Origin of the sequence: Brotonthovivens ammoniilytica (assembly GCF_025566885.1) — a bacterium.
Lineage (GTDB): Bacteria > Bacillota > Clostridia > Lachnospirales > Lachnospiraceae > Brotonthovivens > Brotonthovivens ammoniilytica.
Genome location: NZ_JAOQJQ010000001.1, coordinates 922,560 through 942,812, shown reverse-complemented (window position 1 = coordinate 942,812; position 20,253 = coordinate 922,560). Strand labels below are relative to the sequence as shown.

Here is a 20,253-nt window from a genome sequence, read left to right as displayed (position 1 = left end):
GGAGATATATGAAAGCAGATTTCAAATCAGGATTTGTAACGCTGATCGGACGTCCTAATGTTGGTAAATCCACATTGATGAATCATATAATCGGACAAAAGATTGCCATTACATCAAAAAAACCACAGACTACCAGAAACCGGATACAGACTGTATATACTGACCCGGAAAGAGGACAAATTGTTTTTCTGGATACGCCCGGTATTCACAAAGCCAAAAATAAACTGGGTGAATATATGGTAAATGTGGCCGAAAGTACACTGAAAGATGTGGATGTGGTTTTATGGCTGGTAGAGCCTACAAATTTTATCGGGGCCGGCGAGCGTCATATTGCCGCCCAGCTGCAGAAGGTAACGGTTCCGGTGATTCTTGTAATCAATAAAATTGATACCGTTAAAAGGGAAGAAGTCCTTGAATTTATTGATACCTATCGGAAAATATATGATTTTGCCGAAATCATTCCCGCCTCTGCACTCCGGGGGGAAAACCGTGATGTGGTCATAGATATGATTTTTAAGTATCTGCCTTATGGTCCCATGTTTTATGAGGAAGATACCATTACAGACCAGCCGGAACGCCAGATTACAGCTGAGCTGATCCGTGAAAAGGCCCTGCATGCGCTAGACGAGGAGATTCCTCACGGCATTGCTGTTTCCATTGAAAAGATGAAACAGCGCAAAGGGCAGAAAATCATGGACATTGAAGCTACTATTATCTGCGAGCGGGATTCCCATAAGGGGATTATTATTGGAAAATCAGGCTCTATGCTGAAAAAAATCGGAAGCAATGCAAGATTTGAAATTGAAAAAATGCTAGAAGAAAAAGTAAATCTGCAGCTTTGGGTGAAAGTAAAAAAGGACTGGCGTGACAGTGATATTCTGATGAAAAATTTCGGTTACAAAAAAGAAGATATTTAAAGGGGAAAAGAAGGTTTCCAGTTTTTATCTAGTATAGTCAAATCACATTCGGAGAACCTATAAATGACAGATAAATTATTTCAGGGGGATAATACGAATGTACGATAAAAACTGGATGAAATTTGAACAGAGCGGAAAAGTATCTGACTATTTAAGTTATTGCGAAAAGATTCAGAACCGGTATGATACAGACCGGCAGGATGTAAGAAATGAGGATGAAAACATAGATGGGGCAGAGTTGTACACTGACCGGTATGGTTCTGACTTCCATGCCGGTAGGGGAATATGACAGACGGATTGTGATATTAACAAAAGAGCGGGGAAAGATTACGGCTTTCGTCCGGGGGGCCAGACGTCCCAAAAGTACCATGATTGCAGCTGCAAATCCTTTTTGTTTTGGTGAATTTGAGGCCTATGCCGGAAGAAATGCCTATACGATTGTAAAGGCATCAATCAGCAATTATTTTTATGAAATCAGTATGGATCTGATGAAAACCTGCTATGGGTGCTATTTTCTGGAGCTGGCGGATTACTTTTCCATGGAAAACAGTGACTGCAGGGACCAGCTGAAACTGCTGTATCAGACCATGCGGGCTCTCAATGCGCCCGCCTTAAGCCTGCGGCTTGTCCGAAGCATTTATGAGCTGAAAACACTTGTTTATCATGGAGTATATCCAAATGTGTTTTCCTGTATGAACTGCGGAAGCAAAGAAGATCTGATTTATTATGACAGCAGAAAAAGAGGAACTATCTGTGCTTCCTGCGGCGGGCACAGTATGCGCAGGATTTTTCCTGCGGCTTTGTATGCGCTTCAGTATATTATCACTGCTCCGGTGGAGAAGCTTTATACGTTTACCCTAAAGGAAGAGATTCTAAATGCAATAGAAAAAATCATCGGGGAGAGTATGGAGTTTGCGGCTGACAGGAAGTTTAAGTCGCTGGAATTTTTAAATGATCTTCCCAAAGATTCAAAATAGCAGTCAGCGCTTGCATTCAAATATAAGAAAGCGTATAATATTACATACTTGTTTAACGGAGGTTTCCAATGAAAAAACCGATTATAATTGTGACGCTGGCTGCAGCCGGAGCATTCCTGCTGGCCGGATGTGGTTCGCTAAAAGTGGACAGCAATACAATTTCTGTTCAGAAGAATGGTAAGATTATGGAAGGTCTTGTGGAAGATTTTTCCAAAGAGTACTATGATGAAGAGGAACTGAAAGCCTATATTGATCAGTCTGTGGAGGATTACGCAGCTGAAAATGAAAAAGGTGATGTAAAAGTATCCGGTTATAAAGTGGAAGATCAAAAAGCTTACCTGACGCTGAAATATAAAAATACAGACAGCTATGGAAAGTTTAACGGTGTGGATATTTTCAACGGAACTATTGTAAAGGCCCAGGCGGAAGGGTATGATTTTGATGCTTCCTTTACAAAAGTAGAAGACGGAGAAGCTAAAGGCAGCGCTGATACAAAGGAAGTTACCTCTGATGACAAATTAAATGTTTTGATTCTCAGGGAAAATATGAATATTATTGTTCCGGGAACCATTCAATATGTATCAGCAGATGGAGTAAAAGTAACGGCCAAAGATACTGTGGAAATAGAACAGAAAAGTGATACGGCAGTGGCCCCGGTGGTCTATGTCATATATAAATAGAACGAGAGGAATATTACAATGGAAAAGACAATGGAAAAAATTGTTGCTCTGGCAAAATCCAGAGGCTTTGTTTATCCAGGCTCTGAAATTTACGGAGGTCTGGCAAATACCTGGGATTATGGTAATCTCGGAGTAGAACTGAAAAATAATGTGAAAAAAGCATGGTGGCAGAAGTTTATTCAGGAAAGCCCTTATAATGTGGGGGTTGATTGTGCAATTTTAATGAATCCTCAGACATGGGTGGCTTCCGGTCATCTGGGCGGATTTTCAGATCCGCTGATGGACTGCCGTGAGTGCCATGAACGTTTCCGTGCAGATAAAATTATTGAAGATTTTGCAGAGGAAAACCAGATTGAACTGAAAGGTTCTGTAGACGGCTGGTCACAGGAAGAGATGAAAGGCTTTATCGAAGAGCATCATGTTCCCTGTCCTTCCTGCGGCAAACATAATTTTACGGATATCCGCCAGTTTAACCTGATGTTTAAAACCTTTCAGGGGGTAACTGAGGATGCTAAAAACACGGTTTATCTCCGTCCCGAAACTGCTCAGGGAATTTTTGTAAACTTTAAAAACGTGCAGCGTACATCCAGAAAGAAAGTTCCCTTTGGTATCGGTCAGATCGGAAAGTCTTTCCGTAATGAGATTACACCAGGCAACTTTACTTTCCGTACCCGTGAGTTTGAACAGATGGAGCTTGAATTTTTCTGCCAGCCGGATACAGATCTGGAATGGTTCCAGTACTGGAGAACTTTCTGCATTAACTGGCTGACATCTCTGGGAATGAAGGAAGAAGAGATGCGTGTCCGGGATCATGATAAAGAGGAACTTTCCTTCTACAGCAAAGCAACCAGCGATATTGAATTTTTATTCCCATTTGGCTGGGGAGAGCTTTGGGGCATTGCAGACAGAACAGACTATGACCTGACTCAGCACCAGAATGTGTCTGGGGAAGATCTCTCTTACTTTGATGATACGAAAAACGAGAAATACATACCGTATGTGATTGAGCCCTCTTTAGGAGCTGATCGTGTGGTTCTCGCTTTCCTGTGCAGTGCTTATGATGAGGAGGATCTGGAAGGCGGAGATAAGCGTACTGTACTGAGATTTCATCCGGCACTGGCTCCGGTAAAAATCGGTGTGCTGCCACTATCTAAAAAATTAAATGAAGGCGCTGAAAAAGTATTTGCAGAGCTTTCAAAAAAATATAACTGTGAATATGATGACAGAGGAAATATCGGCAAACGTTACAGAAGACAGGATGAGATCGGAACTCCGTTCTGTGTTACCTATGATTTTGATTCAGAAGAAGATCAGGCAGTAACTGTGCGTGACCGTGATACCATGGAACAGGTTCGTGTGCCTGTGGCTGAGCTTGATGCATACTTTGCAGAGAAGTTTGCATTTTAGGGTATCTCTGACAGATAAAAGTGAATAGCAGAATAAGTTAAAAATACCGGCCCTGTAAACTGCCTTTAGTTTGCGGGGCCGGTATTTTTGATACTTCAATTACTTTCGAATGGTAAATGAAAATTCTGTTCCGGAAGAGGTGCTTTTATTCAGCCAGAGCTTTTCTTCCAGAGCCGCAGAGATTTCCTTGGCAATGGCCAGTCCAAGACCGCTGCCTTTTTCATTATGGGCTTTGTCGCTTTTGTAAAAACGGTTGAAAATATAAGGCTGGTCTGCAGGAGCAATTCCGCTGCCATTGTCTTTTACAGTAACTACTAAATGCTGGAGTTTTTCTGAAAAAATAACCTGAACACATCCGTTTTCGTCTGTGAATTTAATTGCATTGCTCAGCAGAATGTCCAGCATACGTGCAGCCAGTTCCTGATTGGTGTACAGAGACGGAAGCTCTGTGACAGCAGGGCAGCAGTGAAAGGCAAGTCCCATGTCATCACATAATATCTGATATTTTTCGATTACGGGCTGAAAGACCTTTTCCGGGGAAAGGGTTATCTTACTGCAGTCGGCCTGATGGCTCTGGATACGGGAAAGCTCCAGCATAGAGACAACTGTCTGTTCCAGCTTATTTAGTTCGCTCAGCATAATTCCGCAATAGGCTTTCTGCTTTTCTCGATCCGGAACCAGGCCGTCGTACATGGTTTCTGTTAAGGCCCGGACAGAAGCAATGGGTGATTTCAGTTCGTGGCTGATATTACCCACATATTCCCGCTGATGTTTTTCCATTATATGATTTTTGCGTATCACCATGGCGGTATAACAGGCTGAGAGGATGATCAGCAGGGTGACGCAGGAAAATAGAACAATAAGTATATTTTTTAAATAGAAAAGTTCCTTTAGAAACAAAAATATGCTTCCATCCTCCAGGGGAAAAGCCACTGCAGTGAAATAAGAGCTTTTGGGATTAATATGAAATGCAATGGTATAGATCATTTCCTTTTTCTGGATTCTGCGTAGCAGCCGCCGGGCGTATTGGTCACAGTCAAAATAATCAGAAAGGCCGGGAGTGGATATGGCATCTTTCCGGGTTCCGTCCGGCTGAAAGATAAAGTTGTTTGCACTGTTTTTTTTCACATCAGGGCTGAAAGAGCCGTGTTCTAGATAATAATCTCTGTCTGAACGGGCAATGTCTATCATACTTTTATTGCTGGAGTATGTAATCCCCATAATCAGGGAAATTCCAAGTATCAGAATAAGAATATAAATAATCAGCCAGTTCCGGATAAAGCGCAGGCGGGAACGTACTTTGTTTTTCATAGCGCCTCCATTTTATAGCCGACTCCGTAAATGGAACGGATTTCAAAAGAGGCATTCTGAGGAAGCTTCTGGCGGATATGTTTAATCTGGGTGTCCACACTTCGGATATCTCCATAGTAATCATATCCCCAGACCTGATTTAGAATCTGGTCTCTGGAAAACACAATGCCGGGGGCTGCTGCCAGAAGAGCCAGTACTTTCAGTTCCTTTGGGGTAAGGTCTAAAGGAGAACCGTCAATAAAAGCAGTATATGCGTGAGGGTCCACGGTCAGGTTGGAAAACGATATGGATTTGCTCTCAGGTTTGTTTTTGGTCCGCTTTAGAATCACCTGGACCCGGGTTGCGATTTCCCTTGGGGAAAACGGCTTTGAGATATAGTCATCCGCACCCAGCTCCAGGCCAAGGATACGGTCAAACTCAGAGGTTTTTGCACTTAAAATCAGAACGGGTACTTCACTGAATTTCCGAAGGGTTTTTAAGACATCCAGTCCGAAGATGCCGGGAAGCATCAGATCTAGAATAATAAAGTGGATTTCATGGTGTTTTAGCAGCTGCAGTGCGTCTTCGCCTGTATAGGCTGAGAGAACATCTATATGAGCGTCATTCAGATACGTGGTCAGGCTTTCATGTACGGCAATATTGTCGTCGCAGATTAAAACAGTTGTATTCATTGCGCTACCTCACAGTTAATTAATTTATTAGTTATATTATAACATAAAAGAAAAAACGAACAATATACAGAGTAATATTACTAAAAAATATATAGAAAAAAATAAAATAGAAATTTGCATCGGCAGTTATTTGTTGTGGAAAAACGACAAATTATGACGAATAGATAAATGAAAATTAATAAAAATGTTAAAAATACACATTTCCTCCACATTTCATCCGTTTTAGTGCCTTATTTTTCTGATAAATTATTGCCATACATATGGGTTGTACAAAATATAAGTGGAGAGGGGGCCATATACAGGTACAATTCTTTGTAATGGAGGAAATGAAAATTTTTCTTTAGGGGAATTTTCGGACATGAAAGGAGAATGGAAAGTATGAAAGTTAAAAAAGTGGTGGCATTCTTTCTGACAAGTGCCATGATACTTTCAATGGTGCCTGCAATTGCATTTGCTGCCGGGGACAGAAAAGAGGGTGCGGATGCAGAGCTTTCAGAGGAACTGAACTTTGCGGATTTGTTAAAAAACGGTACTTATGAATATGAAAAACAAACAGACAAAGATACCGGGCTTACATATTATAAAGTCAGCAAAGTAAAATACTGTGAAAATGTAACTAGTGAAAAATATCAGTATATGAACATTTATGTTCCGGCAGGGTATGTAAATGAAGATGGTTCTCTGAAAAAAGATGCTGTGATAGAGGGGTATACGGTTGATACAGCGCCGACAATTTTCAGAAACAGCTGTTCCGGCTGGATGTCTAGTGATCCTGAAAATGTAGAGGGACTTGAAGATTATATGAAAAACGGTTTCATTTTTGTCTCCTGTGGAGCAAGAAGCCGAGGTCTTGAGGGAAATATCGGGAAAGCTCCGGCACCAATTATTGATCTGAAAGCAGGCATTCGTTATCTCCGTGCAAATGATGAAGCAATTCCGGGAGACGCAGAAAAAATTATTTCTGTAGGAGGTTCCGGCGGCGGACAGATGAGTTCTCTGGTGGGGGCCACCGGAAATATGGATGAGTATTATTCTTATCTAAGTGAAATCGGCGCAGCCGGAGTAGCGAAAACAGGAGATACTTATACCAGCACCATAGATGACGATGTGTTTGGCTGTATGGCATTTTATCCTATTTCTGATCTGGAAAATGCGGATATAGCATACGCATGGATGTGGGAAAGAGCAGCCGGATCAGGCGGGGAATATTATACACCGTTTATTCCGGGACAGCCTTCACAGGGAAAGACGAAGCTGACAGATTTTCAGTTAAAACTGCAGGAGCTGGAAGCGGAGGCATATGTAGACTATATTAACAGTCTTGGATTAAAAGATGCCAGTGGAAATGTGCTGACACTTGACGGTATTGATAAGGGTTCCTATCATGATGCGATTCTTAAAAATTTGTCGGATGCGTTAAACGCCAAGGCTGCGGCCGGGGAATTGAATCCGGAAGAGGAATATAAGGATCATGAGGAATGGCTGAAAAAAGAAAACGGAACCTATACAGTCACCAGCATTCTGGGCTTTATGAAAGGTTCCGGCTATATTAATACCAGAAATAAGAATGTTCCGGGATTTGATACCATGGATGAAAAGGCAGAAAATAATGCATTTGGAACAAAAGATCAGGATACCGTACACTTTTCAGCTTCTGTAGCGAAAGTGCTGCAGGATAATAAAGAAGAGCTTAGTAAGCTGGATGGTTATAATGAAGAACAGGTAAATGCATATATTTCTGACACGATTACAGATGCGGACAGCGCAGCATTTATTGAAAACCAGACATATCTGATGAATGCCACAGAAATTATGCTGAATAAGTCTGCAGGAAAAGAACAGACAGATGTATCTAAAAACTGGAGAATCCGCAGCGGTACGGCAGATGAGCATACCTCATTTACCGTAGGATACAATATGAGTCTTGCGGCAGAAGCAGCCGGCGCGGACTGTGACTACAGCCTTGTATGGGATATGCCTCACGGCGGTGAAAAAGAAGGCACTTCTACAGGAACCTTTGTGGACTGGGTAAAAGAAATTGCTCCGGGAGATGCTCAGATGCCGGAAGAACCGGACAAGGATGAAATTACGGCAGAAACTTATCTGGATTATTCTAAAGGCGTGGAAGCGGGCGTTTATACATGGGTTTCCAGCGAAGACGGTTCTTACTATTTCCTGGCTGCCACAGATGAAGACGGCAATGCCATTTATAAAGAAGAAACAAACAGATTTGACGGCACAAAGAGCAAAATCTACCAGGGTGTTTACACAAGTGCCAAGGTTACTAATGTAGAAAATCAGACAATGCTGATTTACATTCCAGCAAAATATTTAAAGATTGAAAACGGAACAGTCACAGGCATCAATGAAAATGCAAAGATTGGAAACTATACAGCAAAAACGGCGCCAATTGTTTATGAAAACAATTGTTCCGGCTGGATGTCAAGTTCCCCGAAAGCATGTGACACCAGCTATATCAAAGAAGGTATGATTTATGTATCCGCCGGTGCCAGAAGCCGGGGTGCAAAAGGCGAAAACGGAGAGAATACAGGAAAAGCTCCCACACCGGTTGCAGATTTAAAAGCGGGTGTCATTGAGCTGAGAGCCAATACGGATATCCTTCCCGGAAATACAGAGCGTATTTATTCGGTAGGAACCTCCGGCGGCGGCCAGATGAGTTCCATCCTTGGAGCATCCGGAAATATGGAAGAATATTATTCGTACATGTATGAAAACGGAACTTTAGGTGTGACAAAAAATGCTGACGGCACCTACAGCAGCAAGTACGAAGATGATGTTTATGGTGCACAGTGCTACTGCCCTATTGCAGATCTTGAAAATGCAGACCTTGCTTATGCGTGGATGTGGTTTGATTCCGTAAATATAGGGGGAGATCATTATAAAGAAATGGGAGCACAGGACAAGGCAGTTTTAACACCGTTCCAGAGAGAACTGCAGAATCTGGAAGCATATGCTTTTGTTGATTATATTAACAGCCTGGAACTGAAAGATGAAAACGGAACAGTCCTGACTCTTGACGGACCAAGAAAAGGTACGTACTATGATGCGGTACTTCAGAATATGTCTGACGCTCTCAATGCATTAGTAAAAGAAGGCGGAATCAATCCGGAAGAAAAATATAAAGATTACAGCGACTGGTTAAAGAAGAATGAAGATGGCAGTTATTCTGTTACTGATATGTCCGGATTCCTCCTTGGAACCGGTATGGTGGACAGAAGAAATAAAAATGTTCCGGGATTTGATACACTAGATAAGAGTGCGGAGAATAATGCCTTCGGAACAGATGATCAGGAAGCTGTTCATTATTCAAAATCGGTAGCGCAGGTATTAAAAGACAATTATAAACGGCTGTCAAGCTGTGAAGGATTCGATGAGCAGAAAGCAAATGTGGATGCATATATTGAGGAAGCATTAACAGGGGAAGATGCAGCATACATTGATAACCAGACAGATTTAATGAATGCCACAGAAATTCTGCTGGGACAGAGTAAATTAAAAGCAGAAGAGCCTGCAAAGAGATGGCGTACAAGAAACGGTACCGCAGATGAACACACATCATTTACCATTGCCTACAATCTGTGCCTGGCAGCACAGGCTGCAGGTCTTGAAACGGATTACTCTCTTGTATGGGATATGTCTCACGGAAATGGAGAAGGAACCTCTACGGGAACCTTTATTGACTGGATCAAAGCAGAAGGACAGACAGATCCGTCAGACCCATCGGACCCGTCAGAGCCATTGGACCCGTCAGACCCGTCCGGCCCATCGGATCCGTCAGATCCATCCGGCCCGTTAGACCCATCAGATCCGTCTGACCCGGCGCAGCCCAATGGAAATGGTGGTTCTGATGGTAATGGAAACGGTACATCCGGAAATAACAGCCAGGCAGGTATTACAAAAACAGGAGATACAACAAATCTGGCACTTCCCATCTGTGGGGTACTGGCAGCAGGCTGCTGCGGAGCAGGAATTATTGCCTGGAGAAGAAAAAGTGCGTTATAAAAAATCCATGATAAATAAAAATATTTAGTAAAAACTTAAGTCCGGACAGCAAAAACAGCTGTCAAAGAGGAGGGCAGTGCGTGGTGTCTCATGCACTGTCTTCTGACTTTTTTGGCTGCCGGAGCCTGTTGGTTTCCCTGACAGTATGGAGAAAAAGCTCCCGGATATACTAAAAATATAAAAAACACAGCAGTTTCTTTTTGGTCCTGAAGTGACTGTTTTGTGGGGTAGTGAAAAAATGGTAATTATTTTGTCTAAAATTTCACAAAAAAGGTTGAAATCGTTATAAATTGTGATAAAATATAGACGGAGTTCAGGGTAAATTTTGCTGTTTTGACAAAATTTACCCTATGTAAAAAGGTATCATTTTATATCAATTTGCACATCATAAATTTATTTTTAGGAGGAATTTGACATGGCAAAATGGGTGTACTTATTTAGCGAAGGTAACGCTACAATGAGAAATCTTCTTGGCGGAAAAGGTGCGAACCTTGCAGAAATGACAAATCTTGGTCTGCCGGTACCACAGGGTTTCACAATTACAACAGAGGCTTGTACTCAGTATTATGAGGACGGACGTCAGATTAATGATGAGATTCAGTCTCAGATTATGGAACACATTGAAAAGATGGAAGAGATCACCGGTAAAAAATTTGGTGACAAAGAGAATCCTCTGCTGGTATCTGTTCGTTCCGGAGCAAGAGCTTCTATGCCGGGTATGATGGACACCATTCTGAATCTTGGCTTAAATGAAGAAGTTGTTGATGTTTTATCAGCAAAATCAGGTAATCCCCGCTGGGCATGGGACTGCTACAGAAGATTTATTCAGATGTTCTCCGATGTAGTAATGGAAGTTGGTAAAAAATACTTTGAAGAATTAATTGATAAAATGAAAGCTGAAAAAGGTGTGACACAGGATGTTGACCTGACAGCTGAAGATTTAAAAGACCTTGCAGGCCAGTTTAAGGCTGAATATAAAGAAAAAATCGGGGCAGATTTCCCGACAGATCCTAAGGAACAGCTGATGGAGGCTATCAAAGCAGTATTCCGTTCCTGGGATAATCCACGTGCTAATGTATACCGTCGTGACAATGATATTCCTTATTCCTGGGGTACTGCTGTTAATGTACAGATGATGGCATTCGGAAACATGGGTGAGACTTCCGGTACAGGTGTTGCATTTACCCGTGATCCGGCTACCGGTGAAAATAAACTGATGGGTGAATTTTTAATGAATGCCCAGGGTGAAGACGTTGTTGCCGGCGTTCGTACTCCTCAGAAGATTGATCAGTTAAGAGAAGTTATGCCGGAAGTATATGAGCAGTTTGTAGGCATTACAAAGAAACTGGAAGATCATTACAGAGATATGCAGGATATGGAATTTACAATTGAAGACAAGCATCTGTATATGCTTCAGACACGTAACGGCAAGAGAACTGCTCAGGCAGCTTTAAAAATTGCCTGCGATCTAGTTGATGAAGGCAAAATTTCTGAGCAGGAAGCAGTTGCTATGATTGATCCCCGTAACCTGGATACCCTGCTTCATCCTCAGTTTGACGCAAAAGCGTTAAAAGAAGCGAAAGCAGCTGCAAAAGCGCTGGCAGCTTCGCCAGGTGCCGCTTGCGGTAAGATCGTATTTACAGCAGAAGATGCAAAGGCATGGAATGCCAAGGGAGAGAAAGTAGTGCTGGTTCGCCTGGAGACTTCTCCGGAAGATATTGAAGGTATGAAAGCTTCTCAGGGTATCTTAACAGTCCGCGGAGGTATGACATCTCATGCAGCTGTAGTAGCCCGGGGTATGGGAACCTGCTGTGTATCCGGATGCTCTGAAATTGCAATGGACGAAGCAAATAAGAAATTTACACTGGCTGGAAAAGAATATCATGAAGGCGATTGGATTTCCCTGGACGGTTCCACAGGAAATATTTACGATGGTCAGATTCCTACAGTAGATGCGGCAATTGCCGGAGAATTCGGAAGAATTATGGCCTGGGCTGATAAATTCAGAACACTGAAAGTACGTACCAATGCAGATACACCTGCAGATGCAAAAAAAGCCCGTGAGCTTGGCGCTGAAGGTATTGGTCTGTGCCGTACTGAGCATATGTTCTTTGAAGGCGACAGAATTGACGCATTCCGTGAAATGATCTGCTCAGATACTGTAGAAGAAAGAGAAGCAGCCCTTGAGAAAATTCTTCCTGTACAGCAGGGTGATTTTGAAAAACTGTATGAGGCACTGGAAGGAAATCCTGTTACTATCCGTTTCCTTGATCCCCCTCTTCATGAATTTGTTCCTACAGAAGAAGAAGATATTAAAAAACTGGCTGACGCTCAGGGTAAAACTGTAGAGGCAATCAAAACCATCATCGAAGGATTAAAAGAATTTAACCCAATGATGGGACATCGTGGATGCCGTCTGACAGTCACATATCCTGAAATTGCAAAAATGCAGACAAAAGCCATTATCCGTGCAGCTATTAATGTATCCAAAGCACATCCGGAATGGACCATTAAACCGGAAATTATGATTCCGTTAATTGGAGAAGTTAAAGAGCTGAAATATGTAAAAGATATCGTTGTGAAAACTGCAGATGCAGAAATTAAAGCTGCTGGCAGTGCTCTGGAATATGAAGTAGGTACTATGATTGAGATCCCCCGGGCGGCATTAACTGCAGACGAAATTGCAAAAGAAGCTGAGTTCTTCTGTTTTGGTACCAACGATTTAACCCAGATGACATACGGATTCTCCCGTGATGATGCAGGAAAATTCCTGGATGCATACTATGATGCCAAAATCTTTGAGAATGATCCGTTTGCAAAACTTGATCAGACAGGTGTGGGCAAATTAATGGAAATGTCCATCAAACTTGGAAAAGCAACACGTCCGGAACTGCACGTTGGTATCTGTGGCGAGCATGGCGGAGATCCTTCTTCTGTAGAATTCTGCCATAAGATCGGCCTGGATTATGTATCCTGCTCACCGTTCCGTGTACCAATTGCAAGACTTGCAGCAGCACAGGCAGCGATCAAGGATAGCAGGAACTAAAATAGCTATCTCTTAGTAAAGCCGATTATTCAGTTTTTTGTAAACCCAATTATTGTCTAACTAAGAGATAAAAACTACAAAACCAACAAAACTACAATAATTAAAAACCAAATCAAGAATAGACCTTATAGGATTGTGTTAAGCAAGTTTGTGTTAAGCATCTTTGCTTCAAACATTTTCCAATAAGGTCTATTTTTATTACAGGAGTAAAAAATTGTGCTTGCTGAGACTGTAACTACATGACAACTATATGAAGCGGTGATATAATGAGGATAAAAATAAGAAGTGAGGTGAAGTTCTATGATGTATCCGTATATGACACTGGCAGATGAAACAGAGATAGTCCATTCTCATCTTATTGAAGAAAATGGAAAAAGAAAAGTGATAGTAAACTTTGAACGTCCTGTAGAAAATGGATTTGATTCCGCAAGGTGTGAATTACCTGATTACACGTGGACACAGCGGGATGGATATTCTGATGAGGAAATAGCGATGTTTGAAGAACTCTTACACAGTAATGCACATTTGTTATACAAATATGCGGAGAATGGAGGGATTCAGATTGCCTAAACTGTTTACGGTAAGTGGATATACGGTATATTTCTGGTCAAATGAAAATGGAGAACCAATTCATGTCCATGTATCCAAAGGGAAACCGTCTTCAAATGCAACAAAAATTTGGCTTACAAAGTCAGGTGGTTGCATTTTAGCGAACAATGGAAGTAGAATCCCCCAAAAAGAATTAAATGAATTGATGGAATTTATATCAGCTCAGTTTTTCCTTATTTGTGCGAGATGGAAACAGGCATTTGTAATAGATGAAATAAAATTCTATTGTTAAAAAACGCCTTGTTTTAAGGATTTATAATGAATACTTATGATATTTAAGAGTTTTTCTTTTGTGGTGTCATATTCATCAAATTTTTTTAAAGCAATACTTAAGGAGAATGGATAATGGTTAGCAGATACATAGACGAAGCTATTAAAAGAAAACTATATGCAGAATCAATGGGGCGGTGTATGAATCCAGGTTGTCAGCGGGAGTTGTTTTGCAAAAATGGAGACATAATTGAAAAGGCTCATATTGATCCCTATTGTAAAACAGCCAACAATTCATTTGAAAATTTAGTTTTACTTTGTCCAAATTGCCATACAGAATTTGATAAAAACCATGCTTTTACATCAGAAGAAGTTTTGGAATGGAAGGAGAGCAGAAAAAAAGAACTTGATAGGTTTTTTTGCAAAGAGTATAAAACATTTGAAGATTTAAGAAAAGAGGTTGCCCCTATACTTCAAGAAAATCAAACTATTTACGAAAGGTATTATTTAAATGATAATAAGACTCTGTGGGACAAATTTGAGTACAAAATACTGGTCAATAACAGGAAACTTAAGATGCTGTTTTTAGCAAATAGTAGTTTAATTCAACGACATCCAGAGAAATCCTACTCGAATTTGGCATATATTCAATCTTTTTTATTACATGTCGATGAATTTGAAGTAACTCGCACAGAAGAAGAAAAAATACGAGAAGTTCTTTTTCCAACAGAAATAAATTCAATGTTTGGAATTGCTCCTGTCGAAGATTTCATTCTTCCCTCTACCAAATCGTTGGAACTCTTGATTAAAAGGCTAAAAGCACAAGACAAGTATGAAACCATAGGTATTGGTATTGATCAGCCATACATCCAGATGAATGAGGGAGGGCAGTCAGTCCAAGTCTTTTTGGATGATACTCCTAGAATGAGACAGCTGTATTATGATTATGACTGTTTTATGGGAGCGAAGGTTCGCCTGGAAAGCTTGAATTATGCTTTGAAGTATATTCGTTCAAGAAATGTTAGGTTTAATTTTTTATCTGACAGCAATCTAAGAGAAATCACTATACAAGGTACAAAACTGATTTTTGTTTACGAATATTGCTTGAGTCAATCGGAATTGATACATCTTGCTCCAGAGAAAAACAGTATTGTAGTTAATCTACATAACTGGAACGGAGAGAGCAGCATATCTAGCCAAGCATATATGGAGGCAAAGCGCATGAATGTTCGGTTGTTAACTATGGGAGCTTTTTATGGATATATTAATGAAATCATGTAGATTGAATAATGATGTTATTGAACGGGTAAGAAAGCATATACTGCCGTTCGATTCTTTTAAGCAAGTATTCTTATTCGGCTCAGCATTAGAGCTAAACACGATTAACAATGACATTGACATATTAATCATCTACGCAGAATACTCAAACGAATTTGGCAATGATTTAATTCTATTTTCTAATGAATTAGGAAAGGAAAGCGGTATGTTCATCGATATAACATCACTAAGCGCAGAAGAAGAAAAAGAAATTAAATTTTTAAATAGGATTCAGCACCATTGTTTAAAATTAAAATAAACATGCTAATAAAGAATTATCTAAGTGAGAACACTTACGAAGCCATTATTGACAGGAAAACCTGGGAGCTTGTGCAGGGCTCGAAGCCTGTGGAAGCGGACTCATGGAATACAAAGAAAGTTTTGAAATCATGAGGAATGAAAAAATAACCCCTTTGTACGAGCGTTTGAGCCGCGATGATGATTTACAGGGCGAGAGTAACAGTATTTCTAATCAAAAGCAGATGTTAGAGGACTACGCCCGCCGGAATGGGCTGCCGAACCCAAAACATTTTACAGACGATGGTATTTCGGCATCCGTTTTGACCGCCCCGGTTAGGGCGCGATTATCTGAAAGTCGGTCAGGTCATGGAGATTTTGCGGCAGAAAGGCGTCCGCCTTATTGCCATCAATGACGGTGTGGACAGCCTGAATGGGGACGATGATTTTACCCCGTTCCGTACTGGAGAATGGCGGAAATGTTAAACACAGTACTCACGAAGAAAATAATAGCCAAGCTGGGATATACATCCATGCTTGACCATTATCTGATAGTCTATGAAAACTAAAGAACCGCCGTATACGAGAACCGTATGTACGGTGGTGTGGGAGGGACGGTAAATAAAATAATTATTTACCTCCTACCCGATTCAACAAGTCAATATTTCAAAAATTCTGCCGGTGTCATGATCACCGGATTTTTCACGCCAGATTCTAAAAAATCTTTATCGCCGGTAAGGAGGACATCAGCCTTTGCCTCAATCGCCGCCCGCAAAATAGGGCGGTCATTTACATCCCGAATTTGCGTTTCCGACACGTTCTCGTCTGTTGAGATCGGGACGAATTCCAATGTCATCAGAGCCACCGAAAGGAATTTATCCAGAGCCGCCAGACGGTGCGAAAATTTCTTGTTGAAAATCCGTTTCATTTCGTCCACGTTCTGCTCACAGATCAGTCCATGATGGGGATAGGACGCCGCTTTTACGTAAGCCTGAAATAGCGTTCCGTTAGCGCTTAATGCCGCAGAAATAAGGACATTGGTATCTATTAAAATTTTCATACCTTTTCGTCCTCGTTCCGTAATTCTTTGACAAGAGCCATTACATCATCTTCTGAATCCAGGCCGGTGCGTTCTGCCTCTCCGGCCATTTCCTGTTGGAGCATTTGCATGGCGTAGACAGCCGAATTGACGATACGAACAGTGTTTCCTTCCACCACGAAAGTAACCCTGTCGCCGCTTGCCACACCGAGAATGTCACGAACATCTTTCGGGATTGTGACCTGTCCTTTCGCCATGACTTTTGCATTGTCCACAAACGCTTTTGCTAACATAGTTTTGCACCACCTTTCTAAAAATATGGAAAGTAGGAATTTCCCTACTTTTATTATATGCAGAAAGATTGAAAAAATCAACGGGAACTGTTGGAATTATTTTTTCACCTCAAATGAAAATATAAATTCCACTGCGCCCATGTAAATATAAGATTTAATTACAACAATTCTTTTGCTAATGGTTTTGTAGATTTAATTCTTACAATTTTGTAATATCCCTCTCTGTCTTGCCATTCTTGTCATATCCTTTCTAATTTTTAATATTCCCTATTGAGTAAGAAATCAGCTAAATGCACGATTTTAACACCATTGATATTTCCGGAAGCCAGTTCGTCCAGTGTTACCACATATTTTGGATAGTGGTTTTTGATTTCAAGGAGATTGGCAACTTCCCAGTCAGATTCCTCCGGCAGTCTGCGGCATACCTGAACATAAATATGTTCGTCACGACGCAATGCTACGAAATCAATCTCTTTTGTTTCGTTTTTGCCAATATAGACATCATAGCCTTTTCGACGCAGTTCAAAGTAAACGATGTTTTCGAGCATAGCTGCAATAGACTTGGGGTTAAAGCCCATTATGCAGTATTTGAGAGAAGAATCGGCAAGATAAAATTTCTCCTGCGTTTTTAACACAGATTTTCCCTGTAAATCGTATCGCCGGCAGCGATAAATTACAAAAGCCTTTTCCAGCCAATTCAGATAGTTGTAAACCGCTTCAACAGACAGGGACGCCCCTCGCTTTTCAGAAACTTCACAATTGCATTCGCGGAAAAGGTTTTGCCTACATTTTCAACAATATAGCGAACGACGCGGTTAAACAAATCGAAATTCGCTATGTTGTGCCGTTTTGTAATATCACTTGTTATGACAGAGTTATAAATTCCCTCTACGATCTGATAAGTAGAACGCTGGTCAAAATTGCCGAGTGCAGCAATGGGGAAAGCACCCATACGGATATATTCATTCAAAAGTTCTCTCGGTGAAAGACCGCTTTGCTTTTTGAAATCCAATACTCGGCAAAAGACAGGGTATAGACTGGAATAGAAATATATCGCCCCGTCAGATAGGTTGAAATTTCGCTGGACATCAGTTTTGAATTGGAGCCGGTCACATAAATATCGGTATTCGTATCCTCAAGCAAGCTGCTTACCGCTTTTTCCCATCCGGCGATTTCCTGCACTTCATCAAGGAGAAGGTAATACCGTTCGTTTCCCATCATCTGTTCTCTGATACCTTTATACATATCTTTATCGGTCATACCGTCGTCAAAATTTTCCGAGGTATAACGCATATTAATAATGTGGTCGGTAGAAACGCCGCTTTTCAGCAGATCGTCCCGCAGCATTTCTAAAATAGTGGATTTTCCGCAGCGGCGGATTCCGGTGAGTATTTTTACAAGCGGTACATCGCGATAGGTTTTCAGCAATTCCATATACTGTGGTCTTATAATCATTATAACGCCTCCTAGTTTCTTACGAAGAATATAGCCAAAACTGCAATGTATTCAATGGTTTTTGCTGTAAAAACATAAAAACTTTATTAAAATTTCAACTTTTTTGTATTGGAATGAATTTATTATCATAGAAAAAACGGTACAGGTGAGCAACTTAGCTTAGCTTTTAATCGACCAATTTCCAATTGTTCCCGAATGAAGTCTGCTCTGTTTCAATATGTCCTCTATGCCCGTGAACCTCAAAGGAATCTAAAGCGGTTTCAAGCTTGGAAAACTCCTCATTTGTCAATTCGACATTGCATGCACCAAGATTTTCAACGATTCTTTCTTGATTTTTTGATCCAGGTATAGGAACAACATTGGGGTATTTGTGCAACATCCATGCAAGAGAAATTTGTGCAGGGGTGGCAGACTTTTGACTTGCATAGCTGCGAAGTAAATCTAAGATTGGCTGGTTTGCAGCTATATTATCTTTTGAAAGCTGTGGCACCCATTTACGGACATCATCACCTTCAAATCTCGTTTCAACAGTGACTTTGCCGGAAAGAAAACCGCTTGCTATTGGTGAGAATGGAACAACTCCGATATTGTTTTCTAAACAGTATGGAAATATATCTTTATCGCAATCCCTTTCCAGCATAGAATAAAGATTTTGTACAGCAGATACTGAAGTGACTGCGTGAGCTTTTGCCAAGGTATCAACAGATACCTGTGACAGACCCCAGGCGCGGATTACACCGCTTTTTATTAAGCGTCCCATGCTTTCGGCGACATCTTCAACCGGTATATTTTCATTTACACGATGAAGATAATAAAGGTCTATGTAGTCTGTTCGGAGATTTTTTAACGATTGCTCTATATGTTTGCAGAGAACATCGTAGAGAGATATTCCCATACATTCTTCAAGGTTAATATGTAATTTTGTGGCAATTATCACTTCTTTGCGAAATGGCTCTACCGCTTTGCCCAGTAGTTGTTCATTATGACCGGGATAAAACATTTCATTTCCATAACTCTCAGCAGTATCAAAAAAAGTACAGCCAAAATCATAAGCCTTGCGAATTGCATTTACAGCATAGGTTTCTTCGGGAACTTCCCCATATCCGTGAGAAAATCCCATACAGCCCATTCCTATTTCTGAAACTTCAAGGTTTTGCAAAAATCTTTTTTTCATAAGTCGTTCCTCCATTAATCGAACTGTGTATTTTTTCTTTTTGTTACCAAGTCATTGCGAACTCAACCATTTCGGGTTGTTCTGCATTGCCAATTTTAGCCGTATTTGTATCTATTGCTGTTAGAGTTTCCAGTTCTTCGTCTGTCAAATTAAAATCAAAAATATCAAAGTTTTCTTTGATACGCTCCTCGTGAATGCTTTTGGGAATCACAACGACATCTTGCTGGGTTAAAAAACGAAGCATAATCTGTGCGGGTGCTTTTTTGTATTTTTCAGCCAGTGCCATAACCTCTGCCTGTGAGAACATTTCATTTCTATTGCCCTGTCCCAACGGAGCATAGGCCATATGCTGCACATTATATTTTTTCATCCAGCCGTGTTCCGTCTTGCGCTGACAATGAAGATTTGTTTCGATCTGATTAACTGCGGGAACAACTTTGTTGAAATGAATAAGGTCAATCAATCTGTCCGGCTCAAAGTTAGATACGCCGATTGCCTTGATTTTCCTCTCGGCATAAAGCGCTTCCAGCTCACGCCATGCTTTATAATAATTGCCGAAAGGCCAGTGGAGCAGTACAAGGTCAAGATAGTCTGTTCCCAGCTTTTCCAGGGATTGGAGCACGGTTTCTCTTGTTGCTTCGTAAGATTTGAAATTTACCTTTGTAACAATAAACAACTCTTTACGGTCAACACCGCTTTTCCTAATGCCGTTTCCTACCTGTTCCTCGTTCCCATACGCTTCGGCGGTATCAATCAGACGGTAACCGTTTTGAATGGCTGTGCAGACAGACTGCTCACAATCTGTTCCGCCGGTCAAAAAAGTACCAAATCCGAGAATGGGCATTTCTATGCCGTTATTTAACTTGACTTTTAACATTTTTAATTCC

Annotated in this window: 19 protein-coding genes and 1 pseudogene; 12 read left to right on the top strand and 8 right to left on the bottom strand. The window is 41.0% G+C overall.

What is annotated here, in order from left to right:
* The first annotated feature begins 8 nt into the window (after positions 1–8).
* The 5 genes from era to OCV88_RS04305 all read left to right on the top strand — a co-directional run bounded on the left by era (position 9) and on the right by OCV88_RS04305 (position 3,981).
* Complete coding sequence (era, locus tag OCV88_RS04325) at positions 9–917, top strand: GTPase Era (protein WP_158424358.1); 909 nt, start codon at positions 9–11, stop codon at positions 915–917.
* Between the two features lie 97 nt (positions 918–1,014).
* Entirely contained in the window at positions 1,015–1,206 is a 192-nt protein-coding gene (locus OCV88_RS04320) for a hypothetical protein (protein WP_262590693.1), read from the top strand.
* The gene (gene recO / locus OCV88_RS04315; RefSeq protein ID WP_158424357.1) at positions 1,145–1,894 is read left to right on the top strand and encodes a DNA repair protein RecO; all 750 of its coding nucleotides are present in this window, start codon (positions 1,145–1,147) and stop codon (positions 1,892–1,894) included. Before OCV88_RS04320 ends, recO begins: the two co-directional genes overlap by 62 nt.
* A gap of 68 nt (positions 1,895–1,962) precedes the next feature.
* Entirely contained in the window at positions 1,963–2,574 is a 612-nt protein-coding gene (locus OCV88_RS04310; RefSeq protein WP_158424356.1) for a hypothetical protein, read from the top strand.
* An 18-nt stretch (positions 2,575–2,592) separates the two neighbouring features.
* Positions 2,593–3,981, top strand: coding sequence for a glycine--tRNA ligase (locus OCV88_RS04305; protein WP_158424355.1), 1,389 nt, complete (start codon positions 2,593–2,595; stop codon positions 3,979–3,981).
* 99 nt (positions 3,982–4,080) lie between these two features.
* Here the strand turns inward: OCV88_RS04305 and OCV88_RS04300 are convergent, their stop codons facing one another.
* Both OCV88_RS04300 and OCV88_RS04295 read right to left on the bottom strand, forming a co-directional pair.
* Entirely contained in the window at positions 4,081–5,292 is a 1,212-nt protein-coding gene (locus OCV88_RS04300) for a sensor histidine kinase (protein ID WP_158424354.1), read from the bottom strand.
* Positions 5,289–5,963: a response regulator transcription factor gene (locus OCV88_RS04295; protein WP_158424353.1), complete on the bottom strand. Its 675-nt coding sequence runs from the start codon at positions 5,961–5,963 to the stop codon at positions 5,289–5,291. Before OCV88_RS04295 ends, OCV88_RS04300 begins: the two co-directional genes overlap by 4 nt.
* A 378-nt stretch (positions 5,964–6,341) precedes the next feature.
* Between OCV88_RS04295 and OCV88_RS04290 the strand changes: the two genes are divergently transcribed.
* The 7 genes and pseudogenes from OCV88_RS04290 to OCV88_RS04260 form a co-directional block, all read left to right on the top strand.
* Positions 6,342–9,986, top strand: a complete 3,645-nt coding sequence (locus OCV88_RS04290) for a subtype B tannase (RefSeq protein WP_262590691.1) — start codon at positions 6,342–6,344, stop codon at positions 9,984–9,986.
* A gap of 415 nt (positions 9,987–10,401) precedes the next feature.
* Positions 10,402–13,032, top strand: a complete 2,631-nt coding sequence (gene ppdK / locus OCV88_RS04285) for a pyruvate, phosphate dikinase (RefSeq protein WP_158424352.1) — start codon at positions 10,402–10,404, stop codon at positions 13,030–13,032.
* Positions 13,033–13,332: 300 nt separating this feature from the next.
* The gene (locus OCV88_RS04280; protein WP_158424351.1) at positions 13,333–13,602 is read left to right on the top strand and encodes a hypothetical protein; all 270 of its coding nucleotides are present in this window, start codon (positions 13,333–13,335) and stop codon (positions 13,600–13,602) included.
* Positions 13,595–13,873 carry a DUF4160 domain-containing protein gene (locus tag OCV88_RS04275; protein ID WP_158424350.1) on the top strand — a complete coding sequence of 93 codons (279 nt, stop codon included), beginning with the start codon at positions 13,595–13,597 and terminating at the stop codon, positions 13,871–13,873. Before OCV88_RS04280 ends, OCV88_RS04275 begins: the two co-directional genes overlap by 8 nt.
* A gap of 113 nt (positions 13,874–13,986) precedes the next feature.
* A complete protein-coding gene (locus OCV88_RS04270; RefSeq protein WP_262590689.1) occupies positions 13,987–15,132 on the top strand; it encodes an HNH endonuclease signature motif containing protein in 1,146 nt (381 codons plus the stop codon).
* Complete coding sequence (locus OCV88_RS04265; RefSeq protein WP_158424349.1) at positions 15,107–15,427, top strand: nucleotidyltransferase domain-containing protein; 321 nt, start codon at positions 15,107–15,109, stop codon at positions 15,425–15,427. Before OCV88_RS04270 ends, OCV88_RS04265 begins: the two co-directional genes overlap by 26 nt.
* Before the next feature lie 130 nt (positions 15,428–15,557).
* A pseudogene (locus tag OCV88_RS04260) lies at positions 15,558–15,867 on the top strand (recombinase family protein); the annotation flags it as partial.
* A 196-nt stretch (positions 15,868–16,063) separates the two neighbouring features.
* Here the strand turns inward: OCV88_RS04260 and OCV88_RS04255 are convergent.
* From OCV88_RS04255 to OCV88_RS04235, 6 genes are all read right to left on the bottom strand, one after another.
* The gene (locus OCV88_RS04255; protein WP_158424348.1) at positions 16,064–16,465 is read right to left on the bottom strand and encodes a putative toxin-antitoxin system toxin component, PIN family; all 402 of its coding nucleotides are present in this window, start codon (positions 16,463–16,465) and stop codon (positions 16,064–16,066) included.
* Entirely contained in the window at positions 16,462–16,737 is a 276-nt protein-coding gene (locus tag OCV88_RS04250; RefSeq protein ID WP_158424347.1) for an AbrB/MazE/SpoVT family DNA-binding domain-containing protein, read from the bottom strand. The genes OCV88_RS04255 and OCV88_RS04250 overlap by 4 nt, the downstream gene beginning before the upstream one ends.
* A 257-nt stretch (positions 16,738–16,994) precedes the next feature.
* Positions 16,995–17,429, bottom strand: a complete 435-nt coding sequence (locus OCV88_RS16005; RefSeq protein ID WP_416795184.1) for a DUF4143 domain-containing protein — start codon at positions 17,427–17,429, stop codon at positions 16,995–16,997.
* Between the two features lie 274 nt (positions 17,430–17,703).
* Entirely contained in the window at positions 17,704–18,192 is a 489-nt protein-coding gene (locus OCV88_RS16000) for an ATP-binding protein (RefSeq protein ID WP_330671912.1), read from the bottom strand.
* 166 nt (positions 18,193–18,358) lie between these two features.
* Complete coding sequence (locus tag OCV88_RS04240; RefSeq protein WP_158424346.1) at positions 18,359–19,366, bottom strand: aldo/keto reductase; 1,008 nt, start codon at positions 19,364–19,366, stop codon at positions 18,359–18,361.
* Between the two features lie 43 nt (positions 19,367–19,409).
* A complete protein-coding gene (locus tag OCV88_RS04235) occupies positions 19,410–20,243 on the bottom strand; it encodes an aldo/keto reductase (protein WP_158424345.1) in 834 nt (277 codons plus the stop codon).
* Between the last annotated feature and the right edge of the window lie 10 nt (positions 20,244–20,253).